The organism is Tateyamaria rhodophyticola (assembly GCF_047777875.1).
Taxonomy (GTDB): domain Bacteria; phylum Pseudomonadota; class Alphaproteobacteria; order Rhodobacterales; family Rhodobacteraceae; genus Tateyamaria.
The window spans coordinates 3,182,754-3,201,148 of the sequence record NZ_CP180519.1; the positions used below are offsets into that span (position 1 = coordinate 3,182,754).

Here is an 18,395-nt window from a genome sequence, read left to right on the forward strand (position 1 = left end):
GCGCACCGTGCCGGTCCGGCGCGACGCTGTCCACCCTCAACGCGTGGCCTGCGGCGGTTCATGCCGAAGCCGCGCCCGCGAAGAATGCGCGCAGCATGTCTTCCGCGCCGTCCGGGTCGTCGCGGAACACGCCGTGCCCGGCGTCGGGGACAATGGTCAGCGTTGCATTCCCGCCAATCGCGTCTGCAATGTCGGTTGAGCATTGCGGCGGCGTCACGGGGTCTTCGGCCCCGCCAAGGACCAGCGTGGGGCAGGTGATCGCCGCGAGACCGGGGCGCAGGTCCATGCCCATCATCTCATGCGCGAAAAAATGGGCGGACACCTCGGGCCGTTCAATCGCCCAATCGCGAAAGGATGCGTCCGGCGCGCCGGGGTTGCGATTGTAGAGCGGCAGGACCACCTCGGCATAGGTCTTGTACCCGTCGACCGTCGGGGTCGAGAAGAAGTCGCGCGCCACCTGACCCGCATGTGCGCCGCCCAGCCGCGTGGCAAAGGCCACCGTTTCATCCAGCAGGAACCGAGCCGCTGTCGACGACAGGACCAGACGTTCCGGCCCCTGGGGATGGCGCGCGGCATAATGCATCGCGACCATGCCCCCAAAGGACTGTCCCAGAACGATGGGGCGTTCGATCCTGAGGGCGGTGCAGAACGCATCAATGTCGTCCGCCCATTGATCCAGCCGCCACGTGTCCCGCGGCGCGTGGGTCCGGCCGCAGCCGCGGTGATCGACATAGACCACCTGATACTGGTCCGCGAAACGGTCGAAATAGGGCCGCAGCGTCAGGTGGTCATATCCCGGCCCACCATGCAGCACGAGCAACGTGCGCCGCTGGGCCAGCCTGTCGCCGTCGGGCGCAAGCTGCGGCCCGACCACGTCAAAGAACATGTCGATCCCGTTCACCTCGATGTACATGCTGCTGCCTTTTTGTTGCTGTGATGGAAAGGCTAGGCAGCGTGCGGGCAAAGCACAACGCCAAAGGCCAGGCATTGATCCCCGTGCGCGCGTCACCGTTCCAGCGCACAGATTTTGACAGATCAACGGATATGTGGTTGGGTTGAGTGCACTTTATTGCATTTATTTTTGAAGGAAATTTGAGATGGCCAATTACCCACCCTCCGCAGGTGTGAATGATCCCAATTATCAGCCGCCCAATGTCGGTCCCGGCGAGGTGCCCGATCCCGAAGAGGGCCTCACGCCGATCGAAGAAGGCAAACCCGGCGCAGGCCCCAAGGAAGGCGAAGGCAGCCAACCGCCAAGCGAAGTCACGCCGTAAGGGCGCGGCCCGAGGGGCGCACAAAAAAGCCGCGCCGGAGGACCGGCGCGGCTTCAAATTCTTGGTCAGAGCGGCTGGCTCAGGTTGGCTGTTCTTCGTCGTCGGACGGTGCGTCGTCGGAGGCGATGCCTGCCGCTTCGGCCAGATCGTCGTCGTCGGATGCCGCGGCACCGATGTCGTCGAACAGTTCCTGGATTTCGAACTCGGCGGCAGCCTCTTCTTCGGCGGCCAGCTCCTGGATCGATTTGCCGGACGCCTGCAGTTCCGCCTCTTCGGGCGAACGGGCCACGTTCAGCTGAACCACAACGTCGACCTCGGGGTGCAGGGTGATGTGCACGTCGTGCAGGCCCAGCTCCTTGATCGGGGTGGGGATCACGACCTGTTTGCGGTCGACTGAGAACCCTTCGGCGGTGGCCACGTCTGCGGCGTCACGCGGTGTGACCGAGCCGTAGAGGTTGCCGCCGTCAGAGGCCTGGCGGATCACGACGAACTGCTGTCCATCCAGCTTGTCGCCAAGCGCCTGCGCTTCTTTGCGGGTCTCAAGGTTGCGGGCTTCAAGCTGTGCTTTTTGCGCTTCGAAATCGGCGATGTTGGCATCCGAGGCCACCAGCGCTTTTTTCTGCAGCAGCAGGTAGTTGCGGGCATAGCCGGGTTTGACGTCGACGACGTCGCCCATCTGGCCCAGCTTGGCCACACGTTCGAGAAGGATCACTTGCATGTGCTTGTCTCCTTATTTCACGGCGTAAGGCAGCAGGGCGAGGAAGCGGGCGCGCTTGATGGCGCGGGCCAGCTCGCGTTGCTTCTTGGCCGAAACGGCGGTGATGCGCGATGGCACGATCTTGCCACGCTCGGACACGTAGCGTTGCAGCAGGCGCGTGTCCTTGTAATCGATCTTGGGCGCGTTCTCACCGGAGAACGGGCAGACCTTGCGACGGCGGAAAAACGGTTTTGCAGCCATTGTTCAGGTCTCCTTTATCAGCGGCGTTCGCGACGGTTGTCGCGTTCGTCACGTTTCTGCATCTGGATCGAGGGGCCTTCGGCGTGTTCGTCCACTTTGATGGTCAGCACGCGCATGACGTCTTCGTGCAGGCGCATCAGGCGCTCCATCTCCTGCACGGCGCCCGCGGGGGCGTCGGTGCGCAGGTAGGCATAGTGGCCCTTGCGGTTCTTGTTGATCTTGTAGGCCATCGTCTTCACACCCCAGTACTCGTTATCCACGAGGGTGCCGCCATTGTCGGCGAGGACGGTGCCAAAATGTTCGATGAGACCCTCGGCCTGAGTGTTGCTCAGGTCCTGACGGGCAATCATCACATGCTCATAAAGAGGCATGGACGTATCTCCACTTCTATCAAGGCGCATTTCAAAGACCGGATCCAGATATCCCCTGCGGATCGGTCACGAGAGACTGCGCGGCAAAAGGTGCTGCAGGGATGCGCCCGTATACACCCCGAAGGCCTGCGTGCAAGGGAAAAGTGTCCAGGCAAGGCACCATACGGGTCGGCACGGCAATTCCTTGGGGCTGCCGCAATGTGGTCACGATTGACGCCGACACATTTAGCTAAGTTTTGTGAAAATCCTTTGTGAAGGGTCGGGGACGATGGTTGCGATTTCAGATGCGATGATTGCGGATACCGCAACACCACGGGCGATGCAGTTGCCTGCACGCACGGTGAGCGGTGCGCGGTGGCTGGTGCGCGGGGCGCAGCGGTTTTTGGGGACGGCCTTGATGCTGGCGGTGGCGGGCCTGTGGCTGCATCCCGGCGCGACGTTCGATCAGGACATCGCACTGATCAAACTGGTCTTGTCGGTGGTGATGGGCATGGGCGGTCTGGCCCTGCTGATCGGCGGGCGCCCCGAACGCACGGTTGAGGTGGAACTGGACACGCGCCGCGGTGAGCTGCGGCTGGTGCGGCGCCACGCTGATGCTGCGTCCCAGGTGGTGCATCGCTGCGCCTTTGCCGATTTGGGGCATGTGGAGCTTGCCGGTCAGATGGTGCGTCTGTGGGATGCGGACAGCGGTCTGCTCGCCGAGGTGCCGCTTTCGGATCCAGCGTCGCGGTCGGTATTGCTGACCGCGTTGCGCGCGCATGGAAAGCTCTGATCCGGAGCAGGTGTTCGTTCCTGCGCACGGTCTGTTGATCCGTGCGCAGTTGTTTTCAAGGGATTTCGCGTCACTTTAAGCGGTGCAACCAACCCTACGGAGCACTGATATGAAATCCCTTCTCTTGGCCACCGCCCTGACCGCCGCCTCGGCCAGCGTTGCCTTTGCCGCCGACCGTTACACGCTGGATTCCAGCCACAGCCAAGTGGTGTTTTCGTACAACCACCTTGGATACTCGACCACCTTCGGCATGTTCTCCGGCTTTGAAGGCGAGATCATGTTCGATCAGGAAAACCCCGCAAATTCGAGCGTGAACGTGTCGATGCCGACCAAATCCATGTTCACCGGATGGGAAGCACGGGACGGGCATTTCATGTCGGCAGATTTCTTTGGCGCGGATGATGCGGACCTGATCACGTTCACATCGACCTCGATCGAGGTGACGGGCGACAACACGGCCAAGATCACCGGCGATCTGACCATGAACGACACAACGCAGTCCGTCGTTCTGGATGCGACACTGAACCAGGCGGGCGAGTTCCCGTTCGGTGAAAACCAGGGCACGCCCTGGGCCGGATTTGACGCGACCACAACGCTGAAACGGTCTGACTTTGGCCTGGGCGCTTTTGCACCGGCCGTCAGCGATGAGGTTGAGGTGATGATTTCGGTCGAGGCGCAAAAAGCCGGCTGATCACCGAGACGGTGACGAACAGGGCCGCGCAGAGCGATCTGCGCGGCCCTTTTTCGTAGGCATTTGCCAAATAGACGCGCTGCCGCGCGACATGATTTTATTCAGGGCAGCCTTTTCAGACTGCCCTGAGGTTGGCGGGTGTCAGCCGTTGGTATCCGCGCCACCCCGTGTGGCTTCGAGCGAGACGTCGACGTCCACGGCGAATTTCAGCGATCCTTCATCGGCCATGTTGGCGCCCACGTTGAAGTCGCGGCGGTCGAGGGTCAGGCCGCCGGTCATCGACGCGGTGTCGCCGTTCACCGATAGGCCGAAGGGCAGGGTGACCGGGACGGTCTGGTCACGGATGGTCAGCGTGCCTTGCGCCTCGTAGCCGTCAACGACAGGCACGATGTCTGCCGCGAAAGTGGCCGTGGGGAAGGTGGCAGCGTCGAAATAGTCGGGGCCCATGGCCTGACCCGTGACGCTGCCCAGGGTGAGCGAGCCGATGGCAATTGTGACCTCGACCGTGCCGGCGGTGCCGTTTTCGATCGTTTCATCAAAGGTGATGGCGGCGGTCCAGTCGGCGAAGCTGCCGGTGACTTCGGAGCCCAGTTGCGTGACGGTGATCTCCAGCGATCCCTCCTGCACCTGCCAGTCAGAGGCAACGGCCTCGAGGGCTGCGCCCGCGGGTTGCGCGCCGTGGGGAGCATAGACGCCCATCGCCGCACCGCCCGACAGGGCCAGCGCCCAGAACGCAAGTGCTGCGATGATGGGGGTTGCGTGTTTGTGCGTATGCGCCGTATCGGGCACATCGGCGGTGCCGAACCACATGCGGCGCAGGGTCATGTCGCGGTCGATCACATGGTGTTTCACGGCACCCGCAATATGCAGCACGATGGCGAGGCCCAGCACCTTGGTCAGCACCCAGTGCGCGCCCCCCATGGCCGAGGCGACCGCCTCGGATTTCGGCACGAGGGGCAGGTTTTGCCCCAAGGGCCACCAGATAGGCGCAAAGCCGCTGGCCGCGGCGTGGTGGATCCAGCCGGACAGGGGCACCAGCACCAGGCTGCCGTAGAGGAGCCAGTGCACGGTTTCGGCGGCAAAGCTTTCGAGTTTGCGGTCGGGGTGCAGCAGGCCCGGTTTCGGTTGCGCCAGCGCCCAGGCGATGCGGGCGAGGGCAACGAAGAACACGGCGACGCCCATGGTCTTGTGCAGCGAAAAGAGCCATGCGGTGCGCGCCACCAGCGCATCATATTGTCCCGGATCGGCCAGAAGCGCGTCGGAGGCATTCTTGATCTCGTAGGCCATGTTGTTGGCAACGAGGCCCAGCGGCATGAGGGTGAGGATCAGCAGGGCGGTGAGCCAGTGGAACGTCTTGGCGACAGAGCCGTAGCGGGACGGCGTGTTGGCGAGGGACATGTTCATTCTCCGACAATGGGGTGAAGGGACAACACCTGTGCCCTTAATGTTATGCGCCGCAGCACGCTGACAACCGCAAATCGCTGCACAGGTGTCGTGCGGGGTTGTCTTGTCTCGGGGGGCTGTGGCCATTACACCCGGGCGAGGATCAGGACGCAGCAAAGAGAGATCGCCGCATGAGTATCGCATTCGTTTTCCCCGGGCAGGGCGCACAGACCATCGGGATGGGGCGGGATCTGGCCGAGGCGTATCCGGCGGCACGTGCGGTGTTTGACGAGGTGGACGATGCGTTGGGCGAGGCGCTAAGCACGCTGATCTGGGAGGGGGAGCAGGACACGCTGACCCTCACGCAGAACGCGCAGCCGGCGTTGATGGCGACGTCCGTAGCGGCGCTGCGGGCGTTGGAAGCTGAAGGGATCACGATGGAGCGCGCGGCCTTTGTCGCGGGCCATTCGCTGGGCGAATATTCCGCGCTTTGTGCGGCGGGCACGGTGAGCGTGGCGGATGCCGCACGGCTTTTGCGGACGCGCGGGAAGGCGATGCAGGAGGCTGTGCCCGTGGGCGTGGGGGCGATGGCGGCCCTGTTGGGGCTGGATTTCGAGACGGCCAATGCCGTGGCTGCGGAAGCGGCACAGGGTGAGGTGTGCCAGGCGGCCAATGACAACGATCCCGGTCAGGTGGTGGTGTCCGGCCACAAAGGTGCGGTGGAGCGCGCGGTGGAGATTGCCAAGGGGCGCGGGGCCAAGCGGGCGGTGATGCTGCCGGTGTCGGCACCGTTCCATTGCAGCCTCATGGCACCCGCGGCGGAGGTCATGGCAGAGGCGCTGGCGGGCGTGGAATTCGCCGCGCCATCGGCAACAGTTGTGCCCAATGTGCTGGCGACCGGCTGTGACGACCCGAATGCGTTGCGCGATCATCTGGTGACGCAGGTCACGGGGTCCGTGCGTTGGCGCGAAAGTGTGGCGTGGATGGCCGGGCAGGGCGTCACCGAGATCTGGGAGATTGGCGCGGGCAAGGCCCTGTCGGGTATGGTACGCCGGATCGACCGGTCCATCGCGACGCGGGCCATCGGCACACCGGCGGACGTGGCGGCGGCGCTGGATGGCTGAGGTTGTGACGCTTGATGCGCTGGTGCTGGGTGGTGTGCGCCGCCGGTTCCCGGTCGTCGAGCGTCTGGCGCTGATTCCGTCGGCATTTGACGCGTTGAGCGTTTTGCAGCGCCGTGCGGGCATTCTGGTCTCCGGGCCGGAAACGGCGCTGTACCAGATAATGGGTGACGACATAGAGGTCACGGTAGGTGTGCCTATGGACGAGATGCTGCCCGGGTTCGAGAGGTTCGAGATTGCGCGCGCACGTGCGCTGTGGCACCGCCACAGGGGGCCGCTTGCGGGGCTGCCGCAGGTCTATCAGATGCTGCACGCGGAGGCGGACGCGCAAGGTCTGACACCGACGGGGATCGCACGCGAGGCCTACAGGATCATTGCCGAGAACGACGCGCACAACGTGTGCGACGTATATCTCGACGTGGAATAAGACGTGGAATGAATTGAGCAGAGGGGCTTATATGTTTGATCTTACGGGGAAATCGGCGCTCGTGACAGGAGCATCAGGCGGGATCGGCGCAGAGATTGCGCGTGTTCTGCACGGCGCGGGTGCGACGGTCGGGCTGAGCGGGACGCGGACCGAACCGCTGGAAACATTGGCCGGTGAGCTGGGCGAACGGGCGCATGTGCTGCCATGCAACCTCAGCGACATGGAGGCGGTCGAAGCGCTGCCGAAACAGGCGACAGAAGCAATGGGCAGCCTCGATATCCTTGTGAACAACGCAGGCATCACGCGCGACAACCTGTTCATGCGCATGTCGGATGACGAATGGCAGTCGGTGCTGGATGTGAACCTCACCGCGACGTTCAAATTGTGCAAAGGCGTGATGCGCGGCATGATGAAAGCCCGCTGGGGCCGCATCGTGAACATTTCGTCCATCGTGGGGGCCACCGGCAATCCCGGGCAGGCCAACTATGCCGCGTCCAAGGCGGGCATGGTCGGCATGTCAAAGAGCCTTGCCTATGAGGTGGCGAGCCGCGGGATCACCGTGAACGCGATTGCGCCGGGGTTCATCGCGACGGCCATGACGGACAAGCTGACCGACGACCAAAAGTCTGGAATCATGGGACAAATTCCTGCAGGCCGCATGGGTGAGGCGCATGAAATCGCTGCCGCCACGCTGTATCTGGCAAGCCCGGAAGCTGCCTACCTGACGGGCACCACCTTGCACGTCAACGGCGGCATGGCCATGTTGTAGGGGGCTTGCCGCCAAGCCTTGCCATCATGCAAAGATATGCTATAGGCGGCGCAGATTCCGGCATTGGGCCCCGTCACGGGCCCGACGCTTCACCGCCCCAAGGGGGCAAGACCAGAGCCCCGCAAGACCGGGGACACCACTTGGGGGCGCGACATTTGCCCCGGCAGAATGAGGACAGTCATATGAGCGAAATCGCGGATCGCGTGAAAAAGATCGTTGTTGAGCACCTGGGTGTGGACGAAGACAAAGTGGCCGAGGGCGCATCCTTCATCGACGATCTGGGCGCAGACAGCCTGGACACTGTTGAGCTGGTCATGGCGTTCGAAGAAGAGTTCGGCATTGAAATCCCGGACGACGCTGCCGAAACGATCCAGACGTTTGGCGACGCGGTAAGCTTCATCACGAAAGCCTCCTGATTTTCGTCTGGCCACGGCCTGACCTGAACGGCGCTTCTTTGGTTTGCAAAGAAGCGCCGTTTTTCATTTCCGGCCCGGCTTGCGCTTGTGTTTTCGCGACGCTGCGCGCAGTCTTTGAAAAAAGAAAACGGTGATCGGGCAGGACACCACCATGAATCGCAATGTGCCGACGATAAACACGGCACGCATCACGCTGCGCGCGATGCGTCCGGGAGATTTTGACCGCTTTGCCGAAATCTGGGCGACGCCGGATGTGGTGCGCTATATCAGCGGCGTGCCGCGTAATCGGGACGTGTCCTGGAAATCGTTCCTGACCAATGCGGGCCACTGGCAGATGACCGGGTTTGGTCAATGGGCCATCGAAGAGCATGTGACCAAGGCGATGGTGGGACAGGCGGGCTTTTTCTACGGCGCGCGGGGGCTGGGTCAGGATTTCGATTCCGTGCCGGAGGCTGGTTGGGTGCTGGTGCCCGAGATGCAGGGGCAGGGTCTGGCGCGTGAGGCGGTGCATGCGGCCCATGACTGGTTCGACCGCGTGGTGACCGGACCGCTTGTGTGCATGATCCATCCCCGACATGACGCGTCGCTGCGGCTTGCAGAGCGGCTTGGCTATGTGCCGATGCGGGATATCGAGGACGCGGACGGACCGGCGCGGTTGATGCTGCGCAAGTCGGTGCCGCAGGGCTAGGCGTTGCGATGGGCTTGAACAGGCGCGGTTTCGCGCGGTATGAGGCAGGCCAGACAGGATATGGGGACAAAGAGCAGATGCGCAGAGTGGTTGTGACCGGATTGGGGTTGGTGACGCCGTTGGCCGATGGGGTTGACGCAAGCTGGTCCCGTATTCTTGACGGACAGTCGGGCGCGGGCCCGATCACGCAGTTTGACACCGAAGGGCTGGCCACGACCTATGCCTGCGAAGTGCCGCGTGGCGATGGCAGCGATGGCTCCTTTGACGCGGATGCCTACATGGCCCCCAAGGAACAGCGCAAGGTCGACACGTTCATCATGTTCGGCATGGCCGCCGCGCAGCAGGCCGTTGAGGATGCGGGCTGGATGCCCGAGGACCGCGAAGATCTGGAGCGCACGGGCGTTCTGATCGGGTCGGGGATCGGTGGTCTGAATTCCATCGCGAACACCGCTGTCATGATGGAAGAGAAGGGACCGCGCCGCGTGTCGCCGTTCTTTGTGCCCGGCGCGCTGATCAACCTGATCTCCGGTCAGGTGTCGATCAAGTACGGTTTCCGCGGGCCGAACCATTCGGTGGTGACGGCCTGTTCGACGGGCGCGCATGCGATCGGCGATGCGAGCCGGTTGATCCAGCATGGCGATGCGGATGTGATGGTCGCAGGCGGGGCTGAGGCCGCGATCTGCAAGATCGGCATCGCGGGTTTCAACGCGTGCAAGGCGCTCAGCACCAAGCGTGCGGACGATCCTGCCGTAGCCAGCCGCCCCTATGACGCGGACCGCGACGGGTTTGTCATGGGTGAGGGCGCGGGCATCGTGGTGCTCGAGGAATACGAACACGCCGTGGCGCGGGGCGCGAAGATTTACGCCGAGGTCAAGGGGTACGGCCTGTCGGGCGACGCCTATCACATCACGGCCCCGTCCGAGGACGGCGAGGGTGGTGAGCGATCGATGCGGGCGGCGTTGCGCAATGCGGGGCTGGAGCCTTCGGATATCGACTATATCAACGCGCATGGCACCTCGACCATGGCGGACACGATCGAGCTGGGCGCGGTGGAGCGTTTGCTGGGCGATCACGCGGGCAACGTCACTATGTCGTCGACCAAATCCGCGACGGGGCATCTGTTGGGGGCAGCGGGCGCGATCGAGGCGATCTTCTCGATCCTGGCGATCCGGGATCAGGTCTGCCCGCCGACCATCAACCTCGATAACCCGGCGGTCGAGACGCCGATTGATCTGGCGCCGAACGCGAAACGCGAGCGCAAGGTGGATTACGCCTTGTCCAACAGTTTTGGCTTTGGCGGCACCAATGCCAGCGTGATCTTCGGAAAGGTCAGCTGATGTGGCGCGGGGTTGCGTCCAACGCGATCACCTTTCTGATTGTCGCCCTGTTTGTGCTGGGCGGCGTGATCCTGTGGGGGCGCGGGCAATATTCTGATCCCGGTCCGCTGGCGCAGGCGATGTGCCTGCAGGTGGATCGCGGGTCAAACTTTCGCCGCGTGAGCCGTGATCTGGAAAACGAGGGGGCTGTGAGCAGCGCCGCGATTTTCCGGATGGGCGCGGATTATGCGGGCAAGACCTCTGAGCTGAAGGCGGGCAGTTTCCTTGTGGAGCCGGGCGCGTCGATGGAAGAGATCGTTGATATCGTCACGCGCGGCGGGGCCAGCACCTGTGGCACCGAAGTTGTGTACCGCATCGGCGTGAACCGGCTGAGCGCGCAGGTGCGCGAGTTGGATCCCGCAACGAACCGGTTTGTGGAAAAGGCCGAGTTCCAGCCCGCGACCGAAGAGGCGCCCGCCGCTTATACGGAGGTCAAGGCGGCGCAGGACACACGGTTCCGCGTGGCGCTGGCCGAGGGTGTGACCAGCTGGCAGATCGTGGATGCGTTGAAGAACATCGACATTCTGGATGGCGAGGTGGCCGAGGTGCCGCCCGAAGGTGCGCTGGCACCCGACAGCTATGAGGTGGCGCGGGGTCAGGACCGGGGCGAGATCCTCAGCCTGATGCGCGAGCAGCAGGAGTTGCTGGTGTCCGCCGCGTGGGAGGCGCGCGATGAGGACCTGCCGCTGGAGAGCCCCGAAGAGTTGTTGATCCTTGCGTCGATCATCGAGAAGGAAACGGCCGTTGCGGACGAGCGGCGGCAGGTGTCGTCGGTGTTTGTGAACCGGTTGAACCGCGGCATGCGTCTGCAGACGGACCCCACGGTGATCTATGGCGTCACGCGGGGGCAGGGTGTTTTGGGCCGTGGTCTGCGCCGTTCGGAACTGCGCGAGGCAACGCCGTGGAACACTTATGTGATCCAAGGATTGCCGCCGACGCCGATTGCGAACCCGGGTCGCGCGGCGCTGATGGCGGCGGGGCAGCCGGACGAGACGCCGTATATCTTCTTTGTCGCGGACGGGACCGGTGGCCATGCCTTTGCCGAGACGCTGGACGAGCACAATCGCAATGTGGCCCGCTGGCGCGAGATCGAGGCGCAACGGCAGGAAGAAAGCGACGGTGGGTGATGGGCATATTGCCCATCCTACGGTTGTGCTAGCCTTTTCAAGGCGTTGCGGATTTAAGTAATGTTTTATTAAGGTTAGCGTACGGTGTGCGTGCGCAAGCCTGCGCGAATTGGCTTGACAGATCGAACGGTCACACGTATAACTTGTGACAAGCTAGAAGAAGTGGGCAAGCGGCCTCGGAGTGATCCGACGGTCGCTTTTTCATTTTTCTCGTGCGGAGATCATCCCAACGCATGAGAGGTCACAGCACATATGACACTTATCACCCCGGACGCCGAAGAGGCCCGCACCGAAGAGCTTTTGCTGTCGGTTCAGGCATCGCTTGCAGAGATGCGTCGGTACTTCCAAGCCCTCACAGAAAGGGCCGAGGCCGGGGAGGAAATCAAGGAAACCGAAGTGAATGGCCACCTGACGTCAGTGACGAAGGCGGTCATAAGCTTGAACAAAGCGGAGGTGCAGCTTGGAGAAATTCGAAAAGCACGCACCGGCATTGTCCAAAACGGATATGCCATTGATCACGACGCGGTCCGAGCTGAAATTCGGTGCGCGCTTGGTCGCTTGCGCGCCTGTTGCGGCGCAGGAGCGGTTTCTGGATGAGTTGGGTGAGGGCGCGCTGAGCGCCCTCCCTTTTCTGTTCGAGTTCTGGGTCATGGAGCACCAGTTGCCACCCGAGGGGGCGTGGCGGACATGGGTGATCATGGGCGGGCGTGGTGCGGGCAAGACGCGCGCCGGAGCGGAATGGGTGCGGTCGATGGTCGAGGGGTCGATGCCGCTTGATCCCGGCCGGGCGCGGCGTGTGGCGCTGGTCGGGGAGACCATCGAGCAGGTCCGCGAAGTGATGGTTTTTGGCGAAAGCGGCATTCTGGCCTGTTCGCCTTTGGACCGCTGCCCGGAGTGGCAGGCGGGGCGCAAGCGGCTAGAATGGCCCAACGGGGCCGTGGCGACGGTGCATACGGCGTTTGATCCAGAGGGTCTGCGGGGGCCGCAATTCGATGCGGCCTGGGTCGATGAATACGGGTGTGCGGCGGTCGACAAGGGCACCAATGAGCCCAACAAGTTCCTCGACCAGAAGTCGTCGGAAAGCAGCTTGCCGCGCTATTCTAATGGGGCGCGCGATGATCTGATCCAGCGGCAATACCTGCGCGCGATGAACACGTATTGGACGGCAGAAGACAACAACCCGGTGTCGAACATTTATGACGGGCCGATGGTCGACATGTCGCGTGCGTTTGTGTGGGCGTGGGACGCGCGACCATACCCGTTCTTTCCGAATGCGGTTGCCACGTGGTCTGATGGTGAAAACTATCCGCGCGGACACTGGGTCAACGGTCGGACCTCTTCGCGGTCGTTGGCGTCCGTTGTGACCGAGATTTGCCACCGTGCCGGTTTGGTCAATGTCGATGTGTCCCAGCTTTATGGTCTGGTGCGCGGGTACGTCATTGATGACGTGAACGATGCGCGCAGTGCGTTGCAGCCTTTGATGCTGCGCTATGGCTTTGACGCGATTGAGCGGGACGGCGTATTGCGGTTCGTGATGCGGTCCGGGCGGGATGCCGTTTCGATTTCCGCCGAGACTGTGGCGATCAGCGCCGACCTTGACGGTCGGATGGAGCAGGCCCGGGAATCCGAAGCCGATTTAGCCGGACGTGTGCGCCTGCGATTTGTCGAGACGGATGGGAATTTCGATGTTCTGTCTGAAGAGGCTGTGCTGCCGGATGAGGCCACACACGCAGTCAGTGCGTCCGAATTGCCGCTCGCGATGACGCGACCCGAGGGGCGGCAAGTTGTTGAACGCTGGCTGACCGAGGCACGGGTGGCGCGCGATACCGTGCGGCTTGCCTTGCCGCCGTCGCAAATCGGTATCGGCGCTGGCGATATCATCGAGGTGCCCGCGGACCAGTTCGAAGGGACGGGCCTTTATCGAGTGGACCGGGTCGAGCAGGGCGAAATGCAGCTGCTGGAAGGGGTAAGGATCGAGCCGGAGGTCTATACGCCGTCAGAGCTGTCGGATGAGCTGGCATCGGTGAACGCGTTTGTGCCGCCGGTGCCGTTGACGTCCGCGTTTCTGGACCTGCCGCTGTTGACCGGTGACGAGGTACCCCATGCCCCGCATCTGGCGGTGACGGGCACGCCGTGGCCGGGCAGTGTGGCAGTGTATCAATCCAGCACCGACTCCGATTTCACGCTGAATTCCATCCTGGGTGCCCGCGCGTCGATCGGGTTTACGCAGTCGCCGTTGCTGCGTGCATGCCCGGGCGTTGTGGATCGCGGTGCCCAACTTGAAGTGCAGATGATGCACGGCACGCTTGCCTCGGTTTCGGATGCGGCTTTGCTCACTGGTGCCAATTTGATTGCCATTGGCGACGGATCGCCTGACGCGTGGGAACTGGTGCAGTTCCGGGACGCTGATCTTTTGGCGCCGGGGCGTTACCTGCTGAGCCATCGGTTGCGTGGGCAATTGGGGACGGACGCATTCATGCCGGACGTCTGGCCCGCGGGATCATGGGTGGTTGTGCTGAACGGGGCGCCACAGCAGATTGAATTCCTGTCCAGCTTGCGTCGGATAGCACAGACCTTCCGGATCGGTTCTGCGCGGCGCTCGCTGGATGATCCGAGCTATGATCAGGTGACGTGTGCCTTTGATGGCAATGGGTTACGCCCGTACTCACCCGTGCACTTGCGCTATGCACCAGACGGGACAGGGACGCAGGTGACGTGGGTGCGCCGCACGCGGATTGACGGTGACAGCTGGGATTTGCCGGATGTGCCGCTGGGCGAAGAAACGGAGCAGTATACGGTGCGTGTCCTGCAGGGGGCAGCAGTCGTGCGCGAAGACGTCGTGAGCACCCCCGTCTGGCGGTATGAAGACGCCGACCGTCTATCCGATGGCGTTGGCACCAGCTTTGATGTGGCGGTGGCACAGAATTCGGCGCGCTATGGGTCTGGTCCGTTTCGGTCCATTTCCGTCGCGCTGTAGGGCCGGTTCGCGACCAATCGCGGACCGGAATGATGTGCATCACGGGTTTGCGTTTGGCGAAAGCTTCCTATCTGAGGTAAGAGAGCGTGAAAAGGACCCGCTATGGCTGATCTCAGAACCAACATCACGTCTGTCGATCCCGTTTGGGATCAGATTTCAGACGAAGCGCGGCAGGCCGTGCTGGACGAACCCCTTGTTGGCGGTTTCGTGCACGCTTGTATCCTGCATCACAAGTCGCTGGACAAAGCGCTGTCTTATCGTGTGTCGGCAAAGCTGGCGTCGAACGAGATGTCGATGGTGGTTGTGCGTGAGATTGTGGAAGAGGCCTATGCCTCTGATCCGAACCTGATTGCGGCGGCGCGCGCCGATTTGGTGGCCGTCTATGAACGCGATCCGGCCTGCCACCGGTTGTTGCAGCCGATCCTGTATTTCAAGGGATATCAGGCGATGCAGGCCTACCGCGTTGCGCATTACCTGTGGTCGAACGGGCATACGGATCTTGCCTATTTCTTCCAGATGCGTGCGTCCGAAATCTTTGGCATCGACATTCATCCCGCTGCCAGGATCGGCAAGGGAATCATGATCGATCACGCGCATTCGATCGTGATCGGTGAAACGGCTGTTGTGGGGGACAACGTGTCCATGCTGCATTCCGTGACGCTGGGCGGAACGGGTAAAGAGGACGAGGATCGGCATCCGAAGATTGGTGATGGTGTACTGATCGGTGCCGGAGCGAAGGTGCTGGGCAATATCAAGATCGGCAATTGCAGCCGCATCGCCGCGGGGTCCGTGGTGCTGGAGGAGGTGCCGCCCTGCAAGACGGTCGCCGGTATTCCGGCGCGGATCGTGGGCGAGGCCGGGTGCGATCAACCGTCGGTGTCGATGAACCACATGCTGGGCAAGGACGTCTGACCTGCCATCAATCGGGTTTGTCCGCCCCTTTATTCAGCCGTTTCAAACGCCGTTCCTCTCGTGCTTTTGCGCGTTGCTCTTTGCGTAGTTTGCGCCGCTCAATGGTTTCCGGGCTGAGTGTCGGCAGATGGGCCGCGCTGCTGCCCGGCAGGATGTTTGGTTTTGCGACAGCGGGCAGGGGGCTGAGCATGAAAGTGATACCCAGGGCGGCGGCGGTTGCATAAGTCATAAGACGTGTCATGAGGTATCACCTCGCTGAGTGCAGTCAGATGCCATAGACGTGAGGTGGTGACGGCGCGATCTCAAGGGCTGGCCTGTTCACGGCACATCACAGAATTTGGCAGTGCTGCCGCTTGAGAGGCGCGTGAAAAACCCGCGGCCATGGACCGCGGGTTTTCTTTGGTGTTCGCAAGAATGTCGATTAGGCCAGCATCGACATCGGATTTTCCAGATTGTCCTTGATCGCGTTGAGCAGATTGGCGCCAAGCGCGCCATCAATGACGCGGTGATCAACGGACAGCGTTGTCGACATCACCGTGGCCACTGTGACCTCTCCATCATCGCCAACCACCGGCTTTTTCACCCCGGCACCGACCGCGAGGATCGCGGCGTGTGGCGGGTTGATGATGGCGTCGAAGTTGTCGATGCCGAACATGCCGAGGTTCGAGATGGCAAAGCTGCCCCCCTGATATTCATGCGGCGCAAGTTTGCGGTCACGCGCACGGGCGGCGAGGTCCTTCATCTCGGTGGAAAGGGCGGAGAGTGATTTCATCTCTGCGTCTTTCAGTACCGGGGTAAAGAGCCCGCCTTCGATGGCGACGGCGACGGCCACGTCCGAGGCTTTCATCGACAGCATGCGGTCACCCGCCCAGACGGCGTTGGCATCCGGCACTTGCTGGAGTGCCAGCGCGCAGGCCTTGATGATGAAATCATTCACCGACAGTTTCACGTTCCGCGCTTCGAGCGTCTTGTTCAGCTGGCTGCGGAAAGCCAAGAGCGCGTCAAGCTGGATGTCCTTGCGCAAGTAGAAATGCGGCACGGATTGCTTGGCTTCGGTGAGGCGCGCGGCGATGGTTTTGCGCATGCCATCGAGGCTGACTTCTTCGAAGTCGCGACCTTCGTACATTTTGGCAACGGTATCGCCAGAGGGGCCAGAGGCCAGTGGGGCCGCTTTGGGCGCGTCGCCCGCTTTGGCGGCGGCGGGTTTTTCCGCCGGTGCTGCCTCGGCCTTTTCCACATCTGCCTTGACGATGCGGCCATGCGGGCCGGAACCCTTGATCGCGCTGAGGTCGAGGCCCTTTTGGGCCGCGATGCGGCGGGCAAGCGGCGAGGCAAAGATGCGTTGGCCGTCCTTGGCCGGGGCCGCCGGAGCGGGTGCGGGTGCGGGCGCCTCGGCGGCGGCTGGCGCCGACACCTCGTTGCCCGCGTCGGCGCTTGCGGCCTCCGGCGCAGGGGCTGACGGTGCGCTGCCGATGTCATCCGCGCTTTCCCCGTCTTCCAGGAGCACGGCGATCAGCGAGTTGACCTTGACCCCTTCGGAGCCTTCCGCAACGAGGATCTTGCCGACAACACCTTCGTCCACGGCTTCGAATTCCATCGTTGCCTTGTCGGTTTCGATCTCTGCAATCAGGTCACCGGAGGACACGGTGTCGCCTTCCTTGACCAGCCATTTGGCCAGCGTGCCTTCTTCCATGGTGGGAGAGAGCGCGGGCATGAGAATTTCAATGGGCATGTCTCGGGCTCCTTAGCGGTAAGTGACTTGCTTCACGGCTTCGATCACTTCGTCGGTTGTGATCAGCGCGTGTTTCTCGAGGTTGGCGGCATAGGGCATCGGCACATCCTTACCGGTGCAGTTGATCACAGGTGCGTCGAGGTAATCGAAGGCCTCCTGCATCAGGACCGAGCTGATATAGCTGCCGACAGACCCTTGCGGCCAGCCTTCTTCCACAGTCACGCAGCGGTTGGTTTTCATCACCGAATTGATGATCGCGCCGGTGTCCATGGGCCGGATCGTGCGCAGGTCGAGCACTTCCGCCGATATGCCGTCCTCGGCCAGCTTGTCCGCAGCCTCGAGCGCGTATTGCATGCCGATGCCGAACGACACGATGGTCACATCCGACCCTTCGCGCCAGATGCGCGCCTTGCCGAAGGGAATGGTGAAATCGTCCATGTCCGGCACGTCAAAGCTGCGACCATAGAGAATTTCGTTTTCCAGGAAGCAGACCGGGTTGTTGTCGCGAATGGCGGTTTTCATCAGACCTTTGGCGTCCGCAGCCGAGTAGGGCATCACGACCTTGAGGCCCGGCACCTGCATGTACCACGCGGCGTAATCCTGGCTGTGCTGCGCGCCGACGCGCGCCGCCGCCCCGTTGGGGCCACGGAACACCATGGGCGCACCCATCTGACCGCCGGACATATAGAGCGTCTTGGCCGCCGAGTTGATGATGTGGTCGATCGCCTGCATGGCAAAGTTCCACGTCATGAACTCCACAATTGGGCGCAGACCACCAAAGGCCGCACCGACACCGATCCCGGCAAAGCCGTGTTCGGTGATGGGCGTGTCGATGATCCGCTTGGAGCCGAATTCATCCAGAAGCCCCTGTGAGACTTTGTACGCACCCTGATATTCGGCAACTTCTTCGCCCATCAGGAATACGGTGTCGTCGTTGCGCATCTCTTCGGCCATGGCATCGCGCAGCGCTTCGCGCACGGTCTGTTGCTTCATGGCCGTGCCTTCAGGGTAGTCGGGGCTGAGATCGACGGACGGTGTGGGCGGCGTGTCAGGTGTGGACGCCGTCGCGGGCGAAGACGCCTTGCCCTCTTCGCCGGACAGGGCGGCGGGAGCAGGGGCGCTCGACGCCTGGATGTCGTCGGCGCTTTCGCCCTCTTCGATCAGAACGGCGATGGGCGTGTTCACCTTGACGCCTTCGGTGCCTTCCTCGACGAGGATCTTGCCGACGATCCCTTCGTCGACGGCCTCGAATTCCATCGTGGCCTTGTCGGTTTCGATCTCGGCCATGATGTCACCGGACGCGACCGTATCGCCTTCCTTGACGAGCCATTTTGCAAGTGTGCCTTCTTCCATCGTGGGCGAGAGGGCGGGCATGAGAATTTCGGTTGCCATAAGTCTGTT

Annotated in this window: 21 protein-coding genes; 13 read left to right on the forward strand and 8 right to left on the reverse strand. The window is 62.5% G+C overall.

Going from position 1 to position 18,395, the window contains the following annotated elements; all coding sequences use genetic code 11:
* Window positions 1–58 precede the first annotated feature (58 nt).
* On the reverse strand, window positions 59–913 hold the full coding sequence (locus ACERHN_RS17130) for an alpha/beta fold hydrolase (RefSeq protein ID WP_415920232.1): 855 nt from the start codon (window positions 911–913) through the stop codon (window positions 59–61).
* Window positions 914–1,097: 184 nt separating this feature from the next.
* On the opposite strand from ACERHN_RS17130, the gene ACERHN_RS17135 reads away from it, so the two are divergent.
* Window positions 1,098–1,274, forward strand: coding sequence for a hypothetical protein (locus tag ACERHN_RS17135; RefSeq protein ID WP_415920233.1), 177 nt, complete (start codon window positions 1,098–1,100; stop codon window positions 1,272–1,274).
* Window positions 1,275–1,353: 79 nt separating this feature from the next.
* Here ACERHN_RS17135 and rplI read toward each other — a convergent pair whose 3' ends face one another.
* From rplI to rpsF, 3 genes are read right to left on the reverse strand one after another with little or no spacing between them, the layout of a single operon-like run.
* Window positions 1,354–1,992 carry a 50S ribosomal protein L9 gene (gene rplI / locus ACERHN_RS17140; RefSeq protein ID WP_415920234.1) on the reverse strand — a complete coding sequence of 213 codons (639 nt, stop codon included), beginning with the start codon at window positions 1,990–1,992 and terminating at the stop codon, window positions 1,354–1,356.
* Window positions 1,993–2,004: 12 nt separating this feature from the next.
* The gene (gene rpsR, locus ACERHN_RS17145) at window positions 2,005–2,232 is read right to left on the reverse strand and encodes a 30S ribosomal protein S18 (RefSeq protein WP_010139260.1); all 228 of its coding nucleotides are present in this window, start codon (window positions 2,230–2,232) and stop codon (window positions 2,005–2,007) included.
* A 17-nt stretch (window positions 2,233–2,249) separates the two neighbouring features.
* Window positions 2,250–2,603, reverse strand: coding sequence for a 30S ribosomal protein S6 (rpsF, locus tag ACERHN_RS17150; RefSeq protein ID WP_415920235.1), 354 nt, complete (start codon window positions 2,601–2,603; stop codon window positions 2,250–2,252).
* Window positions 2,604–2,871: 268 nt separating this feature from the next.
* Here rpsF and ACERHN_RS17155 point away from each other — a divergent pair, with 268 nt between their 5' ends.
* Both ACERHN_RS17155 and ACERHN_RS17160 read left to right on the forward strand, forming a co-directional pair.
* Complete coding sequence (locus ACERHN_RS17155) at window positions 2,872–3,375, forward strand: hypothetical protein (RefSeq protein ID WP_415920236.1); 504 nt, start codon at window positions 2,872–2,874, stop codon at window positions 3,373–3,375.
* Window positions 3,376–3,484: 109 nt separating this feature from the next.
* Window positions 3,485–4,066 (forward strand): YceI family protein, encoded by a 582-nt coding sequence (locus ACERHN_RS17160; protein ID WP_415920237.1) that lies wholly within the window; start codon window positions 3,485–3,487, stop codon window positions 4,064–4,066.
* Window positions 4,067–4,207: 141 nt separating this feature from the next.
* Here ACERHN_RS17160 and ACERHN_RS17165 read toward each other — a convergent pair whose 3' ends face one another.
* Window positions 4,208–5,464: a cytochrome b/b6 domain-containing protein gene (locus ACERHN_RS17165; RefSeq protein WP_415920238.1), complete on the reverse strand. Its 1,257-nt coding sequence runs from the start codon at window positions 5,462–5,464 to the stop codon at window positions 4,208–4,210.
* A gap of 176 nt (window positions 5,465–5,640) precedes the next feature.
* On the opposite strand from ACERHN_RS17165, the gene fabD reads away from it, so the two are divergent.
* From fabD to cysE, 10 genes are all read left to right on the forward strand, one after another.
* Window positions 5,641–6,573 (forward strand): ACP S-malonyltransferase, encoded by a 933-nt coding sequence (gene fabD, locus ACERHN_RS17170; protein ID WP_415920239.1) that lies wholly within the window; start codon window positions 5,641–5,643, stop codon window positions 6,571–6,573.
* Window positions 6,566–6,997 (forward strand): GyrI-like domain-containing protein, encoded by a 432-nt coding sequence (locus ACERHN_RS17175; RefSeq protein ID WP_415920240.1) that lies wholly within the window; start codon window positions 6,566–6,568, stop codon window positions 6,995–6,997. Before fabD ends, ACERHN_RS17175 begins: the two co-directional genes overlap by 8 nt.
* 31 nt (window positions 6,998–7,028) lie before the next feature.
* Complete coding sequence (gene fabG, locus ACERHN_RS17180; RefSeq protein ID WP_415920241.1) at window positions 7,029–7,766, forward strand: 3-oxoacyl-[acyl-carrier-protein] reductase; 738 nt, start codon at window positions 7,029–7,031, stop codon at window positions 7,764–7,766.
* Window positions 7,767–7,948: 182 nt separating this feature from the next.
* Window positions 7,949–8,182, forward strand: coding sequence for an acyl carrier protein (locus ACERHN_RS17185; RefSeq protein WP_415920242.1), 234 nt, complete (start codon window positions 7,949–7,951; stop codon window positions 8,180–8,182).
* A gap of 151 nt (window positions 8,183–8,333) precedes the next feature.
* Window positions 8,334–8,870, forward strand: coding sequence for a GNAT family N-acetyltransferase (locus tag ACERHN_RS17190; RefSeq protein ID WP_415920243.1), 537 nt, complete (start codon window positions 8,334–8,336; stop codon window positions 8,868–8,870).
* 77 nt (window positions 8,871–8,947) lie between these two features.
* Window positions 8,948–10,207, forward strand: a complete 1,260-nt coding sequence (fabF, locus tag ACERHN_RS17195; RefSeq protein WP_415920244.1) for a beta-ketoacyl-ACP synthase II — start codon at window positions 8,948–8,950, stop codon at window positions 10,205–10,207.
* The gene (mltG, locus tag ACERHN_RS17200) at window positions 10,207–11,373 is read left to right on the forward strand and encodes an endolytic transglycosylase MltG (protein ID WP_415920245.1); all 1,167 of its coding nucleotides are present in this window, start codon (window positions 10,207–10,209) and stop codon (window positions 11,371–11,373) included. Before fabF ends, mltG begins: the two co-directional genes overlap by 1 nt.
* A 252-nt stretch (window positions 11,374–11,625) precedes the next feature.
* Window positions 11,626–11,970, forward strand: coding sequence for a hypothetical protein (locus tag ACERHN_RS17205; protein WP_415920246.1), 345 nt, complete (start codon window positions 11,626–11,628; stop codon window positions 11,968–11,970).
* Window positions 11,971–12,070: 100 nt separating this feature from the next.
* On the forward strand, window positions 12,071–14,350 hold the full coding sequence (locus ACERHN_RS17210) for a baseplate megatron protein TIM-barrel domain-containing protein (protein WP_415922760.1): 2,280 nt from the start codon (window positions 12,071–12,073) through the stop codon (window positions 14,348–14,350).
* 102 nt (window positions 14,351–14,452) lie between these two features.
* Complete coding sequence (gene cysE / locus ACERHN_RS17215) at window positions 14,453–15,262, forward strand: serine O-acetyltransferase (RefSeq protein ID WP_415920247.1); 810 nt, start codon at window positions 14,453–14,455, stop codon at window positions 15,260–15,262.
* Window positions 15,263–15,269: 7 nt separating this feature from the next.
* Here cysE and ACERHN_RS17220 read toward each other — a convergent pair whose 3' ends face one another.
* The 3 genes from ACERHN_RS17220 to ACERHN_RS17230 form a co-directional block, all read right to left on the reverse strand.
* Window positions 15,270–15,503 carry a hypothetical protein gene (locus ACERHN_RS17220; protein ID WP_415920248.1) on the reverse strand — a complete coding sequence of 78 codons (234 nt, stop codon included), beginning with the start codon at window positions 15,501–15,503 and terminating at the stop codon, window positions 15,270–15,272.
* A gap of 180 nt (window positions 15,504–15,683) precedes the next feature.
* Entirely contained in the window at window positions 15,684–16,994 is a 1,311-nt protein-coding gene (locus ACERHN_RS17225) for a pyruvate dehydrogenase complex dihydrolipoamide acetyltransferase (RefSeq protein WP_415920249.1), read from the reverse strand.
* Window positions 16,995–17,006: 12 nt separating this feature from the next.
* A complete protein-coding gene (locus tag ACERHN_RS17230) occupies window positions 17,007–18,386 on the reverse strand; it encodes a pyruvate dehydrogenase complex E1 component subunit beta (RefSeq protein WP_415920250.1) in 1,380 nt (459 codons plus the stop codon).
* Window positions 18,387–18,395 lie beyond the last annotated feature (9 nt).